The organism is Arenimonas sp. SCN 70-307 (assembly GCF_001724815.1).
Lineage (GTDB): Bacteria > Pseudomonadota > Gammaproteobacteria > Xanthomonadales > Xanthomonadaceae > Arenimonas.
In genome coordinates, this window is sequence record NZ_MEDO01000003.1 from 69,148 (window position 1) to 83,686 (window position 14,539).

12 protein-coding genes are annotated in these 14,539 nt (G+C 71.2%); 4 read left to right on the forward strand and 8 right to left on the reverse strand.

Annotated elements, in window-relative coordinates:
• Positions 1 to 24: 24 nt before the first annotated feature.
• The 4 genes from ABS41_RS02265 to ABS41_RS02280 all read left to right on the forward strand — a co-directional run bounded on the left by ABS41_RS02265 (position 25) and on the right by ABS41_RS02280 (position 3,033).
• On the forward strand, positions 25 to 297 hold the full coding sequence (locus tag ABS41_RS02265) for a hypothetical protein (protein ID WP_290589920.1): 273 nt from the start codon (positions 25 to 27) through the stop codon (positions 295 to 297).
• Positions 298 to 393: 96 nt separating this feature from the next.
• Positions 394 to 1,083 carry a fumarylacetoacetate hydrolase family protein gene (locus tag ABS41_RS02270; protein WP_290589922.1) on the forward strand — a complete coding sequence of 230 codons (690 nt, stop codon included), beginning with the start codon at positions 394 to 396 and terminating at the stop codon, positions 1,081 to 1,083.
• 59 nt (positions 1,084 to 1,142) lie between these two features.
• A complete protein-coding gene (gene mscL, locus ABS41_RS02275; protein ID WP_290589924.1) occupies positions 1,143 to 1,559 on the forward strand; it encodes a large-conductance mechanosensitive channel protein MscL in 417 nt (138 codons plus the stop codon).
• A gap of 61 nt (positions 1,560 to 1,620) precedes the next feature.
• On the forward strand, positions 1,621 to 3,033 hold the full coding sequence (locus ABS41_RS02280) for a M28 family peptidase (protein ID WP_290589926.1): 1,413 nt from the start codon (positions 1,621 to 1,623) through the stop codon (positions 3,031 to 3,033).
• Positions 3,034 to 3,043: 10 nt separating this feature from the next.
• Here the strand turns inward: ABS41_RS02280 and ABS41_RS02285 are convergent, their stop codons facing one another.
• The 8 genes from ABS41_RS02285 to ABS41_RS02320 form a co-directional block, all read right to left on the reverse strand.
• Complete coding sequence (locus tag ABS41_RS02285; protein ID WP_290589928.1) at positions 3,044 to 4,285, reverse strand: hypothetical protein; 1,242 nt, start codon at positions 4,283 to 4,285, stop codon at positions 3,044 to 3,046.
• Between the two features lie 37 nt (positions 4,286 to 4,322).
• A complete protein-coding gene (locus ABS41_RS02290) occupies positions 4,323 to 5,216 on the reverse strand; it encodes a TrmH family RNA methyltransferase (protein ID WP_290589931.1) in 894 nt (297 codons plus the stop codon).
• A 15-nt stretch (positions 5,217 to 5,231) separates the two neighbouring features.
• Entirely contained in the window at positions 5,232 to 8,354 is a 3,123-nt protein-coding gene (locus ABS41_RS02295) for an efflux RND transporter permease subunit (protein ID WP_290589934.1), read from the reverse strand.
• 16 nt (positions 8,355 to 8,370) lie between these two features.
• Positions 8,371 to 9,432: an efflux RND transporter periplasmic adaptor subunit gene (locus tag ABS41_RS02300; RefSeq protein WP_290589937.1), complete on the reverse strand. Its 1,062-nt coding sequence runs from the start codon at positions 9,430 to 9,432 to the stop codon at positions 8,371 to 8,373.
• Positions 9,433 to 9,588: 156 nt separating this feature from the next.
• Complete coding sequence (locus tag ABS41_RS02305; protein ID WP_290589940.1) at positions 9,589 to 10,593, reverse strand: class I fructose-bisphosphate aldolase; 1,005 nt, start codon at positions 10,591 to 10,593, stop codon at positions 9,589 to 9,591.
• A 544-nt stretch (positions 10,594 to 11,137) separates the two neighbouring features.
• On the reverse strand, positions 11,138 to 12,604 hold the full coding sequence (gene pyk, locus ABS41_RS02310; protein ID WP_290589943.1) for a pyruvate kinase: 1,467 nt from the start codon (positions 12,602 to 12,604) through the stop codon (positions 11,138 to 11,140).
• A gap of 54 nt (positions 12,605 to 12,658) precedes the next feature.
• Complete coding sequence (locus ABS41_RS02315; protein ID WP_290589946.1) at positions 12,659 to 13,294, reverse strand: HAD hydrolase-like protein; 636 nt, start codon at positions 13,292 to 13,294, stop codon at positions 12,659 to 12,661.
• A 1-nt stretch (position 13,295) separates the two neighbouring features.
• Positions 13,296 to 14,471: a phosphoglycerate kinase gene (locus ABS41_RS02320; protein WP_290589949.1), complete on the reverse strand. Its 1,176-nt coding sequence runs from the start codon at positions 14,469 to 14,471 to the stop codon at positions 13,296 to 13,298.
• Positions 14,472 to 14,539: the final 68 nt, after the last annotated feature.

The following is a 14,539-nucleotide window of genomic DNA, read 5'->3' on the forward strand; positions in this document are numbered from 1 at the left end:
TCCCGAAGTTTGCCACGCCAGCGCATGACCTTTTTCTTCCACCGCATGTTCAGCTACTGCCCCTCGAAGCCGAGGAGCCCGCTCATGCGCGTGCTGGTGGGCCTGCTGGGCCTGGTGCTGATCGTGGTGCTGGTGGCCTTCGGCCTGGTCATCGGCCTGGGCATGCTGCTGTTCGCGGCCGTGCGCCGCCTGGTGCGCGCCGCGCGCCAGCCCTCGCAGCCGGCCAACGCCGACGTGATCGAGGGCGAATACACCCGCGTGCGCGAGCCGGGCTCGTCGCCGCTCAGCCTGCGCTGAGCCTGCGCCGCCCTGTAGGAGGGCCCTTCGGGCCTGAGCGCCCTTTTCGCGGCTGAAGCCGCTCCTACACAATAGGCGCTCCCGCAGGAGCCCCGCATGAGCCAGCCCGTCATCCCCGTCCCCGCCCCCACCCTGCTGCCCGTGCGCGGCGGTGGCCAGTTTCCGGTGCGCCGCATCTACTGCGTCGGCCGCAATTTCGCCGAACACGCGAAGGAAATGGGCGCCAGCGTGGATCGCGGCAACCCGGTGTTCTTCATGAAGCCCGGCGACGCCATCGTGGCCGGCGGCGGCGAAGTCCCCTATCCGCCGGGCACGCAGGACCTGCACCACGAGGTCGAGCTGGTGGTCGCGCTGGGCCGCGACGCCGACGGCGGGGTGCCGGTGGAGCAGGCGTCGTCGCTGGTCTTCGGCTACGGCGTGGGCCTCGACCTCACCCGCCGCGACCTGCAGGCCAGGGCCAAGGCCGGCGGACTGCCCTGGGACACCGCCAAGGGTTTCGACCACTCCGCGCCCTGCAGCGAAATCGTGCCGGTGGCCGCGGCCGGCGCGCTGGCCGGGCGCCGGCTCTGGCTCGAGGTCAACGGCCAGCCGCGCCAGGGCGCGCCGCTGGGCGACATGGTCTTCTCCGTCGAGGAAGTGATCAGCGCGCTTTCGGGCCTGTACGCGCTCAAGGCCGGCGACCTGGTCTACATGGGCACGCCCTCGGGCGTGGCCGCGCTGCAGCGCGGCGATAGCTTCCACGCCGGCATCGAAGGCCTGGTGGAGCTGCGCGGCAGTATCGCCTGAGGCCCGGGCGCGGTAGATTCGGGCCTGCACGTCTACTCAACGACCGGGGAGGTCATCGCATGGGCATGGTGTCGGAGTTCAAGGAATTCGCAATGCGCGGCAATGTCGTCGACCTCGCGGTCGGCGTGGTGATCGGCGCGGCCTTCGGCAAGATCGTCGCCTCGCTGGTGAACGACATCATCATGCCGGCGGTGGGTTACATCGTCGGCGGCGTCGACTTCAGCGAACTGGCCATCGTGCTCAAGGAAGCCTCGGTGGACGCGGCCGGCGCCGAGGTGCCGGCGGTGCTGGTCAAGTACGGCGCCTTCGTCCAGACCGTGGTGGACTTCCTGATCATCGCCTTCGCCATCTTCGTGGCGGTGAAGGTGATCAACACGCTCAAGCGCAAGCAGGAGGCCGCCCCGGCGGCGCCGGCCGAACCGAGCGAGGAAGTGAAGCTGCTCACCGAGATCCGCGATTCGCTCAAGCAGCGCTGATCCCCCCGATGCACCCCCGGCGCCGGCCCCCGTGGCCGGCGTCGCCTTGAAGGAGACCCTGATGCGCCTTGCCCGAAACCTGCTCGCCCTGGCCCTGCTGGCCACCCTGCCCGCCGTGGCCTCCGACGGCACCGGCCTGGACGCCGGCGACCTCGCCGTGGCCGCCGCGTTGCGCGACCAGGCCCTGGCCGGCACCGAGGCCTTCGACATCGTCGAGTCGCTGACCACCGAGGTCGGCCCGCGCCTGGCCGGCACCCCGGCCGACGCCGAGGCGGTGCGCTGGGCCCAGGCCAAGTTCGAGTCCCTGGGTTTCGACCGCGTCTACCTCGAGCCGGTGACCTTCCCGGTCTGGCTGCGCGGCCACGAGCGCGCCGACGTGGTGGCGCCGTTCCCGCAGCCGCTGGTGATCACCGCGCTCGGCGGCAGCATCGGCACCGAGGGTGCGCTCGAGGCCGAGGTGGTGCACTTCGCCGACCTGGCCGCGCTGGAAGCGGCGCCGGCCGGCAGCCTCGAGGGCAAGATCGCCTTCATCTCCAACCGCATGGTGCGCTTCAAGGACGGCCGCGGTTACGGCCCGGCCGTGGGCGCGCGCAGCCGCGGCGCGGTCGAGGCGGCAAAGAAGGGCGCGGTGGCCGTGGTCATCCGTTCGATCAGCACCAACTCCGACCGTTTCGCCCACACCGGCACCATGCGCTACGACGAGGGCGTGCCGCGCATTCCCGCCGCGGCCCTGTCCAACCCCGACGCCGACCTGCTGGTGAACATGCTGCGCCGCGGCCAGCCGGTGAAGCTGCGCCTGGACATCGCCGCCGAGCACCCGGGCGAGTACACCTCGCACAACGTCATCGGAGAAATCCGCGGCCGCGACCTGCCCGACGAAGTGGTCACCATCGGCGGCCACCTCGATTCCTGGGACCTGGGCACCGGCGCGATCGACGACGGCGCCGGCGTGGCCATCACCATGGCGGCGGGCGCGGCCATCGGCCGGCTCGAGCAGGCGCCGCGCCGCACCATCCGCGTGATCGCCTACGCCAACGAGGAGCAGGGTCTGTACGGCGGCAAGGCCTATGCCGAGGCGCGCGCCGCGGCCGGCGAAATCGCCGCGCACCAGCTCAGCGCCGAAAGCGATTTCGGCGCGGGCCGCGTTTATGCCCTGCGCGCCGGCGTGGACCCAGCCGCCTGGCCGGTGATCGAGAAGATCGGCGAAGTGCTGGCGCCCCTGGGCGTGGTCACGGAGCGCGAAGGCGGCGGCCCGGGCCCGGACGTGGGGCCGATCGTGGCCAAGGGCGCCACCTGGGCGCAGCTGGCCCAGGACGGCACCGACTACTTCGACTACCACCACACGGCCAACGACACCCTCGACAAGATCGACCCCAAGGCCCTGGACCAGCAGGTCGCCGCCTACGCCGCGATGGCCTGGCTGGCCGCCGAAACCGACGTCGACTTCGGCACCCTGCCCGTCCGCCAGCCCTGAGCCCGTTGGCTCAGTTCAGCAGCGGCGTTTGCAGGACCCGGGAGGGGCGGCCGAGGAGTTTTTCGGCCTGCTTGCGCAGGTCCTCGCGCGAGACCTCGCGGATCTTGATCAGGGCCTTCACCACGTCGTCGAGCGAGTGCTTGCCGTCGGTGCCCTCGCGGATCTCGGCGTCGAGCTCGCGCAGCAGCTGCACGGCGCGGGCGGTGCGCGGGCCGCTGGAGCGGTTGGTGTCGAGCGTCTTCACCCCGCGGCCGTGGCGCGCCATCCACGCCTGGGCCCGGTCGGCGCGGGAGTCGGACAGCAGGCCGGCCCGGCGCATCAGCTCGATCGAATAGAACTCGGCCAGGCCCTCGGCGATCCAGTCGTCGCCATCGGCGCCGCGGATGCGGGTGAAGACGTGGAACATCTCGTGCACCAGGGTGCTGGTGCCGTTTTCGCTGATCAGCGGCCGGTCGGCGTGCAGGAACATCGAGCGCGGACCCGACAGGCCACCGCGCCACATCGGGTCGCCGGCGCTGACGATCAGCAGCTTCGGCGGCAGCTTGCCCCAGGCCCGCTCGAACTCCGGCACCAGGCCGTTGAAGAAGGCCAGCATGTCGTTGCGGCGAACCACGTCGCCCTTGGGCCCGGCCACGCTGATTTCGATTCGTTCGAACTGCTCGCGGCGCGTCCCCACCTGGCCGGCGATGATCCAGCCGGTCGGCCGGTCGAAACGGCGCTCGGCATTGGCGATGACGAAGGACTTGCCGTCGCGGCTGCGCTTGAACGGCGTATCCACGTTGGTCCAGCCCTTGGGCAGCTGGAAGCGCAGGCGCGCGCGTGAATCCGCACCCGGCGTGGCCGCCACCGTAGCGGGCGGGATGAGGTGGTCGCCGCGAACGATCACCCAGTCGTCGGTGATGCGCGCGTCGTAGCCGCCGCCGCGCCGCTGCTTGTCGATGCGGTAGGTGAAGCGAAGGCGCGCCGGCTCGCCGCGCGGCGGGACCCAGGTGACGATGTCGCCCTTGCGCGACACTTCGCCGTCGCCGGAAACGGAGCCATAACGATCCTCCGGCATCGCCAGGCGCATCCGGCGCACTTCGCCGGTGCCGGGCGTGAGCCGGATGCTGACGGCGGCCTGGCCCTGCTCGGGCTGGAAGCGCACCAGATAGTCGACGTCGTATTCGGTGCGCTCGGCGAGGGCCAGGGCCGGCGCGAGCAGCAGGGCCAGCGCCAGGGTGATGGAAAACCGCGGGGTCAGGTTCAATGCCATGCGGCCGATTATGCCGCCAAAGCCCTGAATTGCCGGTTCACGCGCGGCGCTGGCGCCACCACTCGGCCAGGAAGACCGTGCTGGCCGAGGCCACGTTCAGGCTTTCGACCGCGCCCGTGCCGGGAATTTCCAGACGCAGCGCCGCGGCATCGGCCAGCAGCGGGTCGACGCCCGACTGTTCGGCGCCCATCACCAGCAGCAGGCGCTCGGGCAGGGCCGTGCCGAACAGCGGCTGGCCGCCCCGCACCACGGTGGCGGCCACGCCGAAGCCGGCCGAACGCAGCTGGGCCAGGCTGTTGTCGGCGCGGCCCAGGCGCACCAGCGGCACCGCCTCGGCGCCACCCTCGGCCACGCGCGCGGCGGCGCCGGACAGGGCCAGGCCGGAATCCTTGGGCAGCATCAGACCGGCCACGCCGAAATGCGCGGCCGAGCGCAGGATGGCGCCGAGGTTGTGCGGATTGCCCACGCCGTCGAGCCACAGCGCCAGCGCCGGGCCCGGCGGCAGTTCGCGCAGCCAGGCCGAGAGCGACGACTCGGGCGCCGGCATGGCGCCGAACACCACGCCCTCGTGGTGCTGGCTGCCGGCGAGTTTCTGCAGGTCCGCATCGCCGACGATGGTGTAGCCAAGGCGGTGCTTCACGCAGTGGGCCAGCACGTCCTTCAACCGCGGGATGCGCGACTCAAGCAGCCACACCTTGCGCAGGTCGCCCGGCCGGTGGCGGAACATGGCCAGGCAGGCGTTGAGGCCGTACAGGCGCTGCTCGCGTGGTCCGCGATCCACGGCGGGCGTGGCCTCGGCCTCGGGGCGCGGCGGCGGGCGACGCGGCGCGTCGGCCTGCACCTGCCCGCGGTCACGCTGGCGCTGGCGCTTGTCTCGCGGCTGGGACGGCGGCCCGCGGTAGGGGCCGCCGGGAGGGCGGGCATCGGTCATGCCGACAGTCTACCGCTACCCATGCCCCCCGACGGGCGGCACCTCGGCCTCGAGCCGCTCGAGCTTGCGCGCCACCGCCTCCGGCGAGCGCGTGTACGGCGCCAGCAGGGCGTAGAAGGCCGGCACCACGAACAGCGACAGCAGGGTCGAGAAGGCCACGCCGGCGATGATCACGATGCCGATGGTGCTGCGGCTGGCCGAGCCCGGGCCGCCCGCCACCACCAGGGGCACGGCGCCCATCATGGTGGCGATGGAGGTCATCAGGATCGGCCGCATGCGCACCGCGGCGGCCTCGACGATGGCGTCGCGCACGGCCCGTCCCTCGTCGCGCAGCTGGTTGGCGAACTCGACGATCAGGATGCCGTTCTTGGCCGCCAGGCCCACCAGCATCACGATGCCGATCTGGCTGAAGAGGTTGAGCGAGCTGCCGAACAGCCACAGGCCGATCAGCGCGCCCAGCACCGCCAGCGGCACGGTGAGCATGATCACGATCGGATGCAGGAAGCTCTCGAACTGCGCGGCCAGCACCAGGTACACGACCAGCAGCGCCATGGCGAAGGTGAACAGCACCGCCAGGCCCGCGCTCTGGTACTCGCGCGACTCGCCCTTGTAGTCGAGCTGGGCGCGCTCGGGCAGCTCTTCGTCGGCCGTCTGGCGCACCCACTCGAGCGCCTCGCCCAGCGTGTAGCCCGGCGCCAGGCCGGCGCTGAGCGTGATCGCGCGCAGGCGGTTGAAGCGGTTGAACTGGCCCGGCTCGGCCAGCTCCTGCAGCGTCACCAGGTTCGACAGCGGCACCAGCTCGCCGCTGGTGGTCGAACGCACGTAGAGGTTGTCGAGGTCGGCCGGCGAGCCGCGGTCCTCGAGCCGGGCCTGCAGGATGACGTCGTACTCCTCGCCGTCCTCGACGTAGGTGGTGACGCGGCGCGAGCCCATCATGGTCTCGAGCGTGCGGCCGATCTCGGCCACGGGCACGCCCAGGTCGGCGGCGCGGGCGCGGTTGATCTCCACGCGCAGCTGCGGCCGGGTTTCCTTGTAGTCCGAGTCGGCGCCGAACAGGCCCGGGTTCTGCTCCATGCGGGCGAGCATGCGGTCGCGCCACTCGGCCAGCTCCACGTAGTCCGGGCCGCCCAGCACCACCTGCAGCGGCTGGCCGCCGGCGCGCACCAGGCCGCTGCGCGCCTGCGGGCGCGAGACCACGCCCGGCAGCGCGTTGAGCTCGGCGCGCACCTTCTCCACCAGCCCGGCGGTGTCGATGTCGCGCTCGTTCCAGGGCTTGAGCAGCACGATTGCGCGGCCGGTGTGCATGTCGCCGCCGGGGCCGAAGCCGCCCGGCACCGCGGTGTTCACGCGGTCGATCGGCTGGCCTTCGCCGGTGTAACGGAACAGCACCTGCTCGACGCCCTGCATCTGCTGCACGGTGTAGTCATAGCCGGCGCCCTCGGGCGCCGACACGCCCACGAAGAAGGCGCCGCGGTCCTCCGGCGGCGCCAGTTCGGCCGGGATCACCTGGATGAGGAAGGCCGACAGGCCCAGCGTGCCCAGCAGCGCCAGGCCGAACACCAGCGGGCGCCCCACGGTACGCTCGACGGCGCCGCGGTAGCGCGCGCTGAGCGTGTCGAGATGGCCCTGGATCCAGCGGTTGAGTCCCTTGGGCTCCTGGTGCGGACGCACCAGCAGCGAGCACATCATCGGCGTGAGCGTGAGCGCGACGAAGGCCGAGATGATCACCGCGCCGGCCATGGCCACCGACAGCTCGCGGAACAGCCGGCCGGTATTGCCTTCCATGAAGCCCACCGGCAGGAACACCGCCGCCAGCACCGCCGTGGTGGCGATGACCGCGAAGGCCACCTGCTGGGTGCCGCGGCGCGCCGCCACCAGCGGTGGCTCGCCGAGGTCGGCGCGGCGCTGCACGTTCTCGAGCACCACGATGGCGTCGTCCACCACCAGGCCGATGCACAGCACCAGCGCCAGGAGCGTGAGCAGGTTGATCGAGAAACCGAAGGCCCACAGGGCGATGAAGGCAGCCACCAGGCACACCGGCACCGTCACCGCCGGGATGATCGCGGCGCGCACGCTGCCCAGGAACAGGTAGATCACCACCAGCACGAGGATGATGGCCTCGAACAGGGTCCAGTACACGCGTTCGACGGCGGCATCGATGAAGATGGTGCTGTCGAAGGCCACGAAGATGCGCGTGCCTTCGGGCAGCGTCTCCTGGATCGACGGCAGCGCCGCCTTGACGTCGCGCGCCACCTGCAGCGAGTTGGCGGTGGAGGTCTTGATGATGCCCAGGCCGATGTTGGGCTGGCCGTTGCCGCGGAAATAGGCGCGGCGCTCGGACGAGGCGCGCTCGACCCGGGCCACGTCGCCCAGGCGGACAAGATAGCCGTCGTCGCCCTTGGCCAGGGTGAGCTGGGCGAAGTCCTCCGGCTGCTCGTAGCCGCGCATCACGCGCAGGGTGAAGTCGCGGTCCTGCGATTCGATGCTGCCGGCCGGCAGCTCGACGTTCTCGCGGCGCAGCGCGTTCTCGACGTCGTTGACGGTGAGCCCGCGGGCAGCCAGGGCCTGGCGGTCGAGCCAGATGCGCATCGAGTAGCGCTGCCGGCCGCCGACGCGGACCTGGGCCACGCCGTCGATGCTCGAAAGGCGGTCGACCACGTAGCGCTCGGCGTAGTCGCTGAGCTCGAGCGTCTCGAGCCGCTCGGAGTTCATGTTCAGCCACAGGATGACGTCGGCGTCGGCCTCGACCTTCTCGATCTCCGGCGGGTCGGCCTCGGGCGGCATGCGGTCGCCGACGCGGCTGATGGCGTCGCGCACGTCGTTGGCGGCGGCCTCGATGTCGCGCGAGAGCGAGAACTCGATGGTCACGCTGGCCTGGCCATTGCGGCTGCGCGACTCGATGGTCTCGATGCCCTCGATGCCGGCCACGGCGTCCTCGAGGATCTGGGTGATGCGGGTCTCCACCACCGCCGCCGAGGCGCCCGGGTAGGCCACTTCCACCGACACCACCGGCGGGTCGATGTCCGGGAGCTCGCGCAGGGTCAGGCGGGTGAAGGCGATCATGCCCAGCACCACCAGCAGCAGGCTCATGACGGTCGCGAAGACCGGGCGCTTGATCGAGATGTCGGAAAGGACCATGGCCAGGCCTCCCGGGTCAGCCCGCGCCGCCGGCGGCGGCCGGCTCGACCACGCTCACGCGCAGGCCGTTGCGCATCTTGCCGACGCCGTCGACCACGACGCGGTCGCCGGCCGACAGGCCTTCGAGCACCTCGACTTCGCCGCGCCGGCGCTGGCCGAGCGTGACCGCGACCTGCTCGACCGTGTCGTCCTCGCGCAGGCGGAACACGCGGGCCTCGCGCGCCACCTGGATGATCGATATCTCCGGCACCACCAGGGCCTGCCGTTCCGGCTGGAACAGTTCGACCGTGAGCAGCATGCCCGGGCGCAGTTCGCGATCGGGGTTGGGCAGCACGGCGCGCACCGTCACCGCGCGCGTCACCGGATCGACGCGCGAGTCGACGGTGGTCACCTCGCCATCGAAGCGGCGGCCCGGATAGGCCGCGCTGCCGGCGCTGATCGACTGGCCGGAGGCGAGCACCGAGAGGAAGGTCTCGGGCACCTGGAAGTCGAGCTTGATCACCGAAACGTCGTCGAGGCTGGCGATGGTGGTGCCGGGCGTGACCAGCGTGCCCGGGCTCACCTGCCGGAAACCCAGCACGCCGGCGAAGGGCGCGGTGATGACGCGGTCGGCCAGGCGGGCACGGGTGGCGTCGAGGCGGGCGCGCGCCGACTCCATCGCGGCGCGCTGGGCGTCGAGCTGCCCGGCCGGGATGAGCTTCTGCGCGGCCAGCTGGCGCTGTCGCTGGTACTGCTGGTCGGCTTCGCGGTACGCGGCGGCGGCCTCTTCAAGCCCGGCCACCTCGACCCGGCCCGACAGGTCCACCAGCACGTCGCCTGCCTCGACGAGGTCGCCGTCCTCGAAGTTCACCCGCACCACGGTCTCGGTGACCTTGGCGGTGACCATCACCGACTCGTTCGCGCGCGCGGTGCCCAGTGCCTGGATCGAATCGCGCCAGGGCTTGGACTGCACCTCGTGCGCGGTGACGGTGGCCGGGGCCGGCCCCTGGCCGCCACCCTGCTCGCTGCTGCAGGCCGCGAGGGCGAGCAGGACGGTGGGCAGGAAGCATCGGAGAAGAGATCGCTGGCAGGCGCTCATCGTGGGGTCGTGTCCTTCAGGAATGTGTCGATTCTAAGGGGACGCGCCCGGCCGGCGTGTGCAGGCGGCGCGACGAAGTCCCCAAAAGATAAACGCCGGCGCGGGGCCGGCGTTTACTTGCAACGCTGGGTTGCAGGCGCGCGGCCTGCGCGGGGCTCAGCCCTTCCAGCGGCCCAGCGCGGCCAGGCCGTTGTCCTTGGCGCGGGCGTAAACGGTCTGCTGCGCCGCGGCAAAGTTGCCGGCCATGTCCTTGGCCCACAGCTTCAGCGCCGCCGACTGCATGGCGCGGCCATAGCTGAAGCTCAGCGGCCACGGCTTCGGGCCCATCTGGTTCATGGCGTTGAGGTGCGCGGTGGCGTCCTCGTCGCTCTGGCCACCCGAGAGGAACACAATGCCCGGCAGCGTGGCCGGCACCGAGGCCTTCAGGCAGCGCAGGGTCATCTCGGCTACTTCCTCGACCGAGGCCTGCTCCGGGCAATCCTTGCCGGAGACGACCATGCTGGCCTTGAGGATGGTGCCCTCGAGCATGACGTTGTGCTCGTACAGCGAGCCGAACAGCGAGCGCAGGGTGACTTCGGTGATGTCGTAGCAGGTGTCGATGTCGTGGCTGCCATCCATCAGCACCTCGGGCTCGACCATCGGCACGATGCCCACTTCCTGGCACAGCGCGGCATAGCGGGCCAGCGCGTGGCAGTTGGCTTCGATGCAGGTGCCCGAGGGCATGTCCTCGCCGATGGTGATGACGGCGCGCCACTTGGCGAAGCGGGCACCGAGCCTGGCGTATTCCTTCAGGCGGTCGCGCAGGCCGTCGAGGCCCTCGGTGACCAGCTCGCCCGGGAAGCCGGCCAGCGGCTTGGCGCCGAGGTCGACCTTGATGCCCGGCAGGATGCCGGCGTCCATCATGACCTTGGTGAAGGGCACGCCGGCCTTGGTGGACTGGCGCAGGGTCTCGTCGTACAGGATGGCGCCGGAGATGTAGTCGCCGAGCTTCGGGGTGGTCAGCAGCATTTCGCGGTAGGCGCGGCGGTTGTCTTCCGTGCACTCGATGCCGACGCCGTCGAAACGCTTCTTGATGGTGGCTGTGGACTCATCGATGGCGATGATGCCCTTGCCCGCGGCCACCATGGCCTGGGCGGTTTCGGCGAGCTGGTCGATACTCATGGCGGGATCCCCGGGGGTGGTGGCTGGAAACCCCGCATTATAGCCCATCCCGGCGCCCTACCCCGCTGACGAATTCGCCCCCTCCGGCCACCACCCACCCCCTGCAGGAGTGCCTTCAGGCGCGAGTCTTTTGCCTTTCCATCTTTGCGCCGGGATCGTTCCCGGCAGCGGGCCGCCGCAAGAGAAGTCCCCAGTCCGGACACGCCGTGAACCCATCCATGGGGGCTCTTCGAAAACATCCATGTTTTCGACGGTCCGGCCTGGGGACTTCTCATGCGACGCCCCGGCTCACCATCCGGGCCGGGATGCTTGCTCTGAAAGCGATCCTCCGGCCCATGTCCTCCGCGGTCCGTCGTGCGCGCAGTCCTTTGCCGGGGCTTCGAAAACATGGACGTTTTCGAAGAGCCCCCATGGATGGGTTCACGGCGTCCCCGGCAAAGGACTGCGCGTACGGCGGACCCTCGCCGGGAACGAGCCCGGCGCGAAAGAGCCAAGGAGCAAAAGATTCGCGCCTGAAGGCGCTCCTACAGGGGGGGGGGCGGGGTCAGAGTTCGCCGAGGCCTTCGGCGGCGCCGGCGGGGCCGACCTGGAGCAGGCGCAGGGTGTTGGTGGCGCCATGCAGTTCCATGTGGTCGCCGCTGGTGATGATGACGCGGTCGCCCTCGGCAAGCAGGCCGAGCTCGAACAGGTGGCGGATGGCGCCGCGGGCGGCCTCGCGGGTGGCCTTGCCGGCGCTGTCGTAGTTGATCGGGAACACGTCGCGCACCAGGGCCATGCGGCGGCGCGCGCCGTCGTGGCGCGAAAGGCCGTAGATCGGCACCGAGGAGCGGAAGCGCGACAGGTAGCGGGCCGTGCCGCCCGACTCGGTGAGCGCGATGATCGCGCGCACCTGGATGTGCTCGGTGAGGAACATGCTGGCCATCGCGATGGCCTGGTCGGCGCGCTGCAGGTTGCGCGGCGCCTTCTCGAAGTCGGTGTCGTGGTCGAACTGCCGCTCGGCGCCCAGGCAGATGCGCACCATCGCCTCCACCGCCTTCACCGGGTAGCTGCCCGAGGCCGTTTCGGCCGAGAGCATCACCGCGTCGGTGCCATCGATGACCGAGTTGGCCACGTCCAGCACCTCGGCGCGGGTCGGGATCGGGTTGTCGACCATCGACTGCAGCATCTGCGTCGCGGTGATGACCGTGCGGTTGAGCTCGAGCGCCGTGCGGATGATCTTCTTTTGCAGGCCCGGCAGCTCGGCGTCGCCGATCTCCACGCCCAGGTCGCCGCGCGCCACCATCACCACGTCCGAGGCCTGGGTGATCTCGACCAGGTTCTCGATGGCCTCGGCGCGCTCGATCTTGGCCACCATGAAGGCGTCCGAGCCGGCGGCGCGGGCCAGCGCGCGCGCCTCGTCCATGTCGGCCGCCGAGCGGCAGAACGACACCGCGATGAAGTCCACGCCCAGCTCCGCGGCGATGCGGATGTGCGCCTTGTCCTGGTCGGTCAGCGCGCCCAGCGACAGCCCGCCGCCGAGGCGGTTGAGGCCCTTGCGGTTCGACAGCACGCCGTCGGTGAGCACGCGCGTGCGGATGTTCGGGCCCTCGATGGCCAGCACCTCGACCGCCATCAGGCCGTCGTCGAGCAGCAGGGTATCGCCCGGGTGCACGTCGTTGACCAGGCCCAGGTAGCTCACGCCGACCTGGCGGGCGTCACCGTCGGGGGCGTCGGCGCGGCAGACCAGGGTGAACTCCTGGCCGGCGGAGAGCACCACCTTGCCTTCCTCGAACTTCTCGATGCGGATCTTCGGGCCCTGCAGGTCGGCCAGGATGCCGACCTCGCGGCCCAGCTTCGCCGCCGCGGCGCGCACCGCCGCCACGCGCGCGGCGTGGTGCTCGGGGCTGCCGTGGCTGAAGTTCAGGCGCACCACGTTCACGCCGGCGCGCACGAGCTCGTCGAGCACGCCCGGGGCGTCGGTGGCGGGGCCGAGGGTGGCGAGGATCTTGGTGCGGCGCAGCGTCTGGCTCATGGCATGGCATGTGGTCGTGATGCCCACACGCTAGCACACCGCCGTGGCGGCGAATCAGCCGAAAAGCGCGGCCAACTCCCGCGGCGTAGCGGCCAGGCGGGTGGCGCCGGCGGCGCGCAGCTCCACCTCGCCGCCGAAGCCCCAGAGCACGCCCACCGACGGCATGCCGTGGTGGCGCGCGCCGTCGATGTCCATGTGCCGGTCGCCGATCATCCAGCAGCCCTCGGGCGACAGGCCCAGGCGGCCCAGCGCTTCGCCGATAAGCTCGGGCTTGTGGCTCAGTCGGCCGCAGGGCGTGGCGCCGGTGACGTCCTCGAACAGGTGGCCGAAGGGCAGGTGCCCGATGATGCGGCGCGCGTGCGGCTCGTTCTTGGCCGTCACCACCGCCAGCCGGTGGCCGGCGGCGGCGAGTCCGGCGAGCGTGTCGCCGATGCCCTCGTAGACCTCGTGCTCGAGCCAGCCGTGGGTCTCGAAGCGCTCGCGGTAGAACTCCACCGCGCGCTCGGTGCGCGCGGCGTCGCCGAGCAGCGGGCCGAAGCTGTCGCGCAGCGGCGGTCCGATCCAGCGGCGCAGCGCCTCGGGCGGCGGCACTGGTTCGCCCAGGCGCTCGAAGGCGTGGGCGACGCAGCGGGTGATGCCGACGGCCGAGTCGATCAGGGTGCCGTCGAGGTCGAACAGCAGGGTCGCCACCTCAGGCCGCGCGCGCCTTGAGCGCCGCGACCGCCGGCAGTTCCTTGCCCTCGCAGAACTCGAGGAAGGCGCCGCCGCCGGTGCTGATGTAGCTGATGCCCGACTCGACGCCGTACTTGTCCACCGCGGCCAGCGTGTCGCCGCCGCCGGCGATCGAGAAGGCGTCCGAGGCGGCGATGGCGCGGGCCAGGGTCTCGGTGCCCTTGCCGAAGGCGTCGAACTCGAACACGCCCACCGGGCCGTTCCAGATCACGCTGCCGGCCTTGGCGATCATCGCGGCGTAGCGCGCGGCGGTGTCGGGGCCGATGTCGAGGATCATGTCGTCGGCGCCGACCTCGGACACCGGCTTCACCGTCGCCGGCGCATCGGCGGCAAAGGCCGGGGCGACGACCACGTCGGTGGGCAGCGGGATGTCGGCGCCGCGGGCCTGGGCGTCGGCGATGATCTGGCGCGCGGTGTCGAGCAGGTCGGCCTCGCACAGCGACTTGCCGACCGGGTGGCCCATGGCGGCGATGAAGGTGTTGGCGATGCCGCCGCCGACGATCAGCTGGTCCACCTTCGACACCAGGTTCGAGAGCAGCTCGAGCTTGGTGCTGACCTTGGAACCGGCGACGATGGCCATCAGCGGCCGCGCCGGCGCGTGCAGGGCCTTGGCCAGCGCATCGAGCTCGGCCATCAGCAGCGGGCCGCCGCAGGCGACCCTGGCGAAGCGGATGGCGCCGTGGGTGGAGGCCTGGGCGCGATGCGCGGTGCCGAAGGCGTCCATCACGAACACGTCGCAGAGCGCGGCGTACTTGCGCGCCAGCGCCTCGTCGTCTGACTTCTCGCCGACGTTCATGCGGCAGTTCTCCAGCAACACCAGCTGGCCCGGCCGGACGTCCACGCCGTCCACCCAGTCCTTGACCAGCGGCACCTCGCGGCCCAGCAGCTCGCCCAGGCGCGCGGCGACCGGCGCCAGCGAATCCTCGGCGGTCCAGGTGCCCTCCTTCGGGCGGCCCAGGTGCGAAGTGACCATCACGGCCGCGCCCTTCTCCAGCGCCAGCTTCATCGTCGGCAGGGCGGCGGTGATGCGCTGCTCGGAGGTGATGCGGCCGTCCTTGACCGGCACGTTGAGGTCTTCGCGGATCAGCACGCGCTTGCCGGCCAGGTCGAGGTCGGCCATGCGGAGGATGGACATGGGGGGCTCCGGGATCGGGTAAGACGCCATTTTCCCCCGCGCGGGCCGGTGGCGGCAAACGCGCCGGG

Coding starts and splice junctions, on each gene's coding strand:
- ABS41_RS02280 (WP_290589926.1), top strand. CDS start 1,621: ATGCGCCTTGCCCGAAACCTGCTCGCCCTGGCCCTGCTGGCCACCCTG.
- pyk (WP_290589943.1), bottom strand. CDS start 12,604: ATGAGCCAGACGCTGCGCCGCACCAAGATCCTCGCCACCCTCGGCCCC.
- ABS41_RS02270 (WP_290589922.1), top strand. CDS start 394: ATGAGCCAGCCCGTCATCCCCGTCCCCGCCCCCACCCTGCTGCCCGTG.
- ABS41_RS02300 (WP_290589937.1), bottom strand. CDS start 9,432: ATGAGCGCCTGCCAGCGATCTCTTCTCCGATGCTTCCTGCCCACCGTC.
- mscL (WP_290589924.1), top strand. CDS start 1,143: ATGGGCATGGTGTCGGAGTTCAAGGAATTCGCAATGCGCGGCAATGTC.
- ABS41_RS02265 (WP_290589920.1), top strand. CDS start 25: ATGACCTTTTTCTTCCACCGCATGTTCAGCTACTGCCCCTCGAAGCCG.
- ABS41_RS02290 (WP_290589931.1), bottom strand. CDS start 5,216: ATGACCGATGCCCGCCCTCCCGGCGGCCCCTACCGCGGGCCGCCGTCC.
- ABS41_RS02285 (WP_290589928.1), bottom strand. CDS start 4,285: ATGGCATTGAACCTGACCCCGCGGTTTTCCATCACCCTGGCGCTGGCC.
- ABS41_RS02305 (WP_290589940.1), bottom strand. CDS start 10,593: ATGAGTATCGACCAGCTCGCCGAAACCGCCCAGGCCATGGTGGCCGCG.
- ABS41_RS02295 (WP_290589934.1), bottom strand. CDS start 8,354: ATGGTCCTTTCCGACATCTCGATCAAGCGCCCGGTCTTCGCGACCGTC.
- ABS41_RS02320 (WP_290589949.1), bottom strand. CDS start 14,471: ATGTCCATCCTCCGCATGGCCGACCTCGACCTGGCCGGCAAGCGCGTG.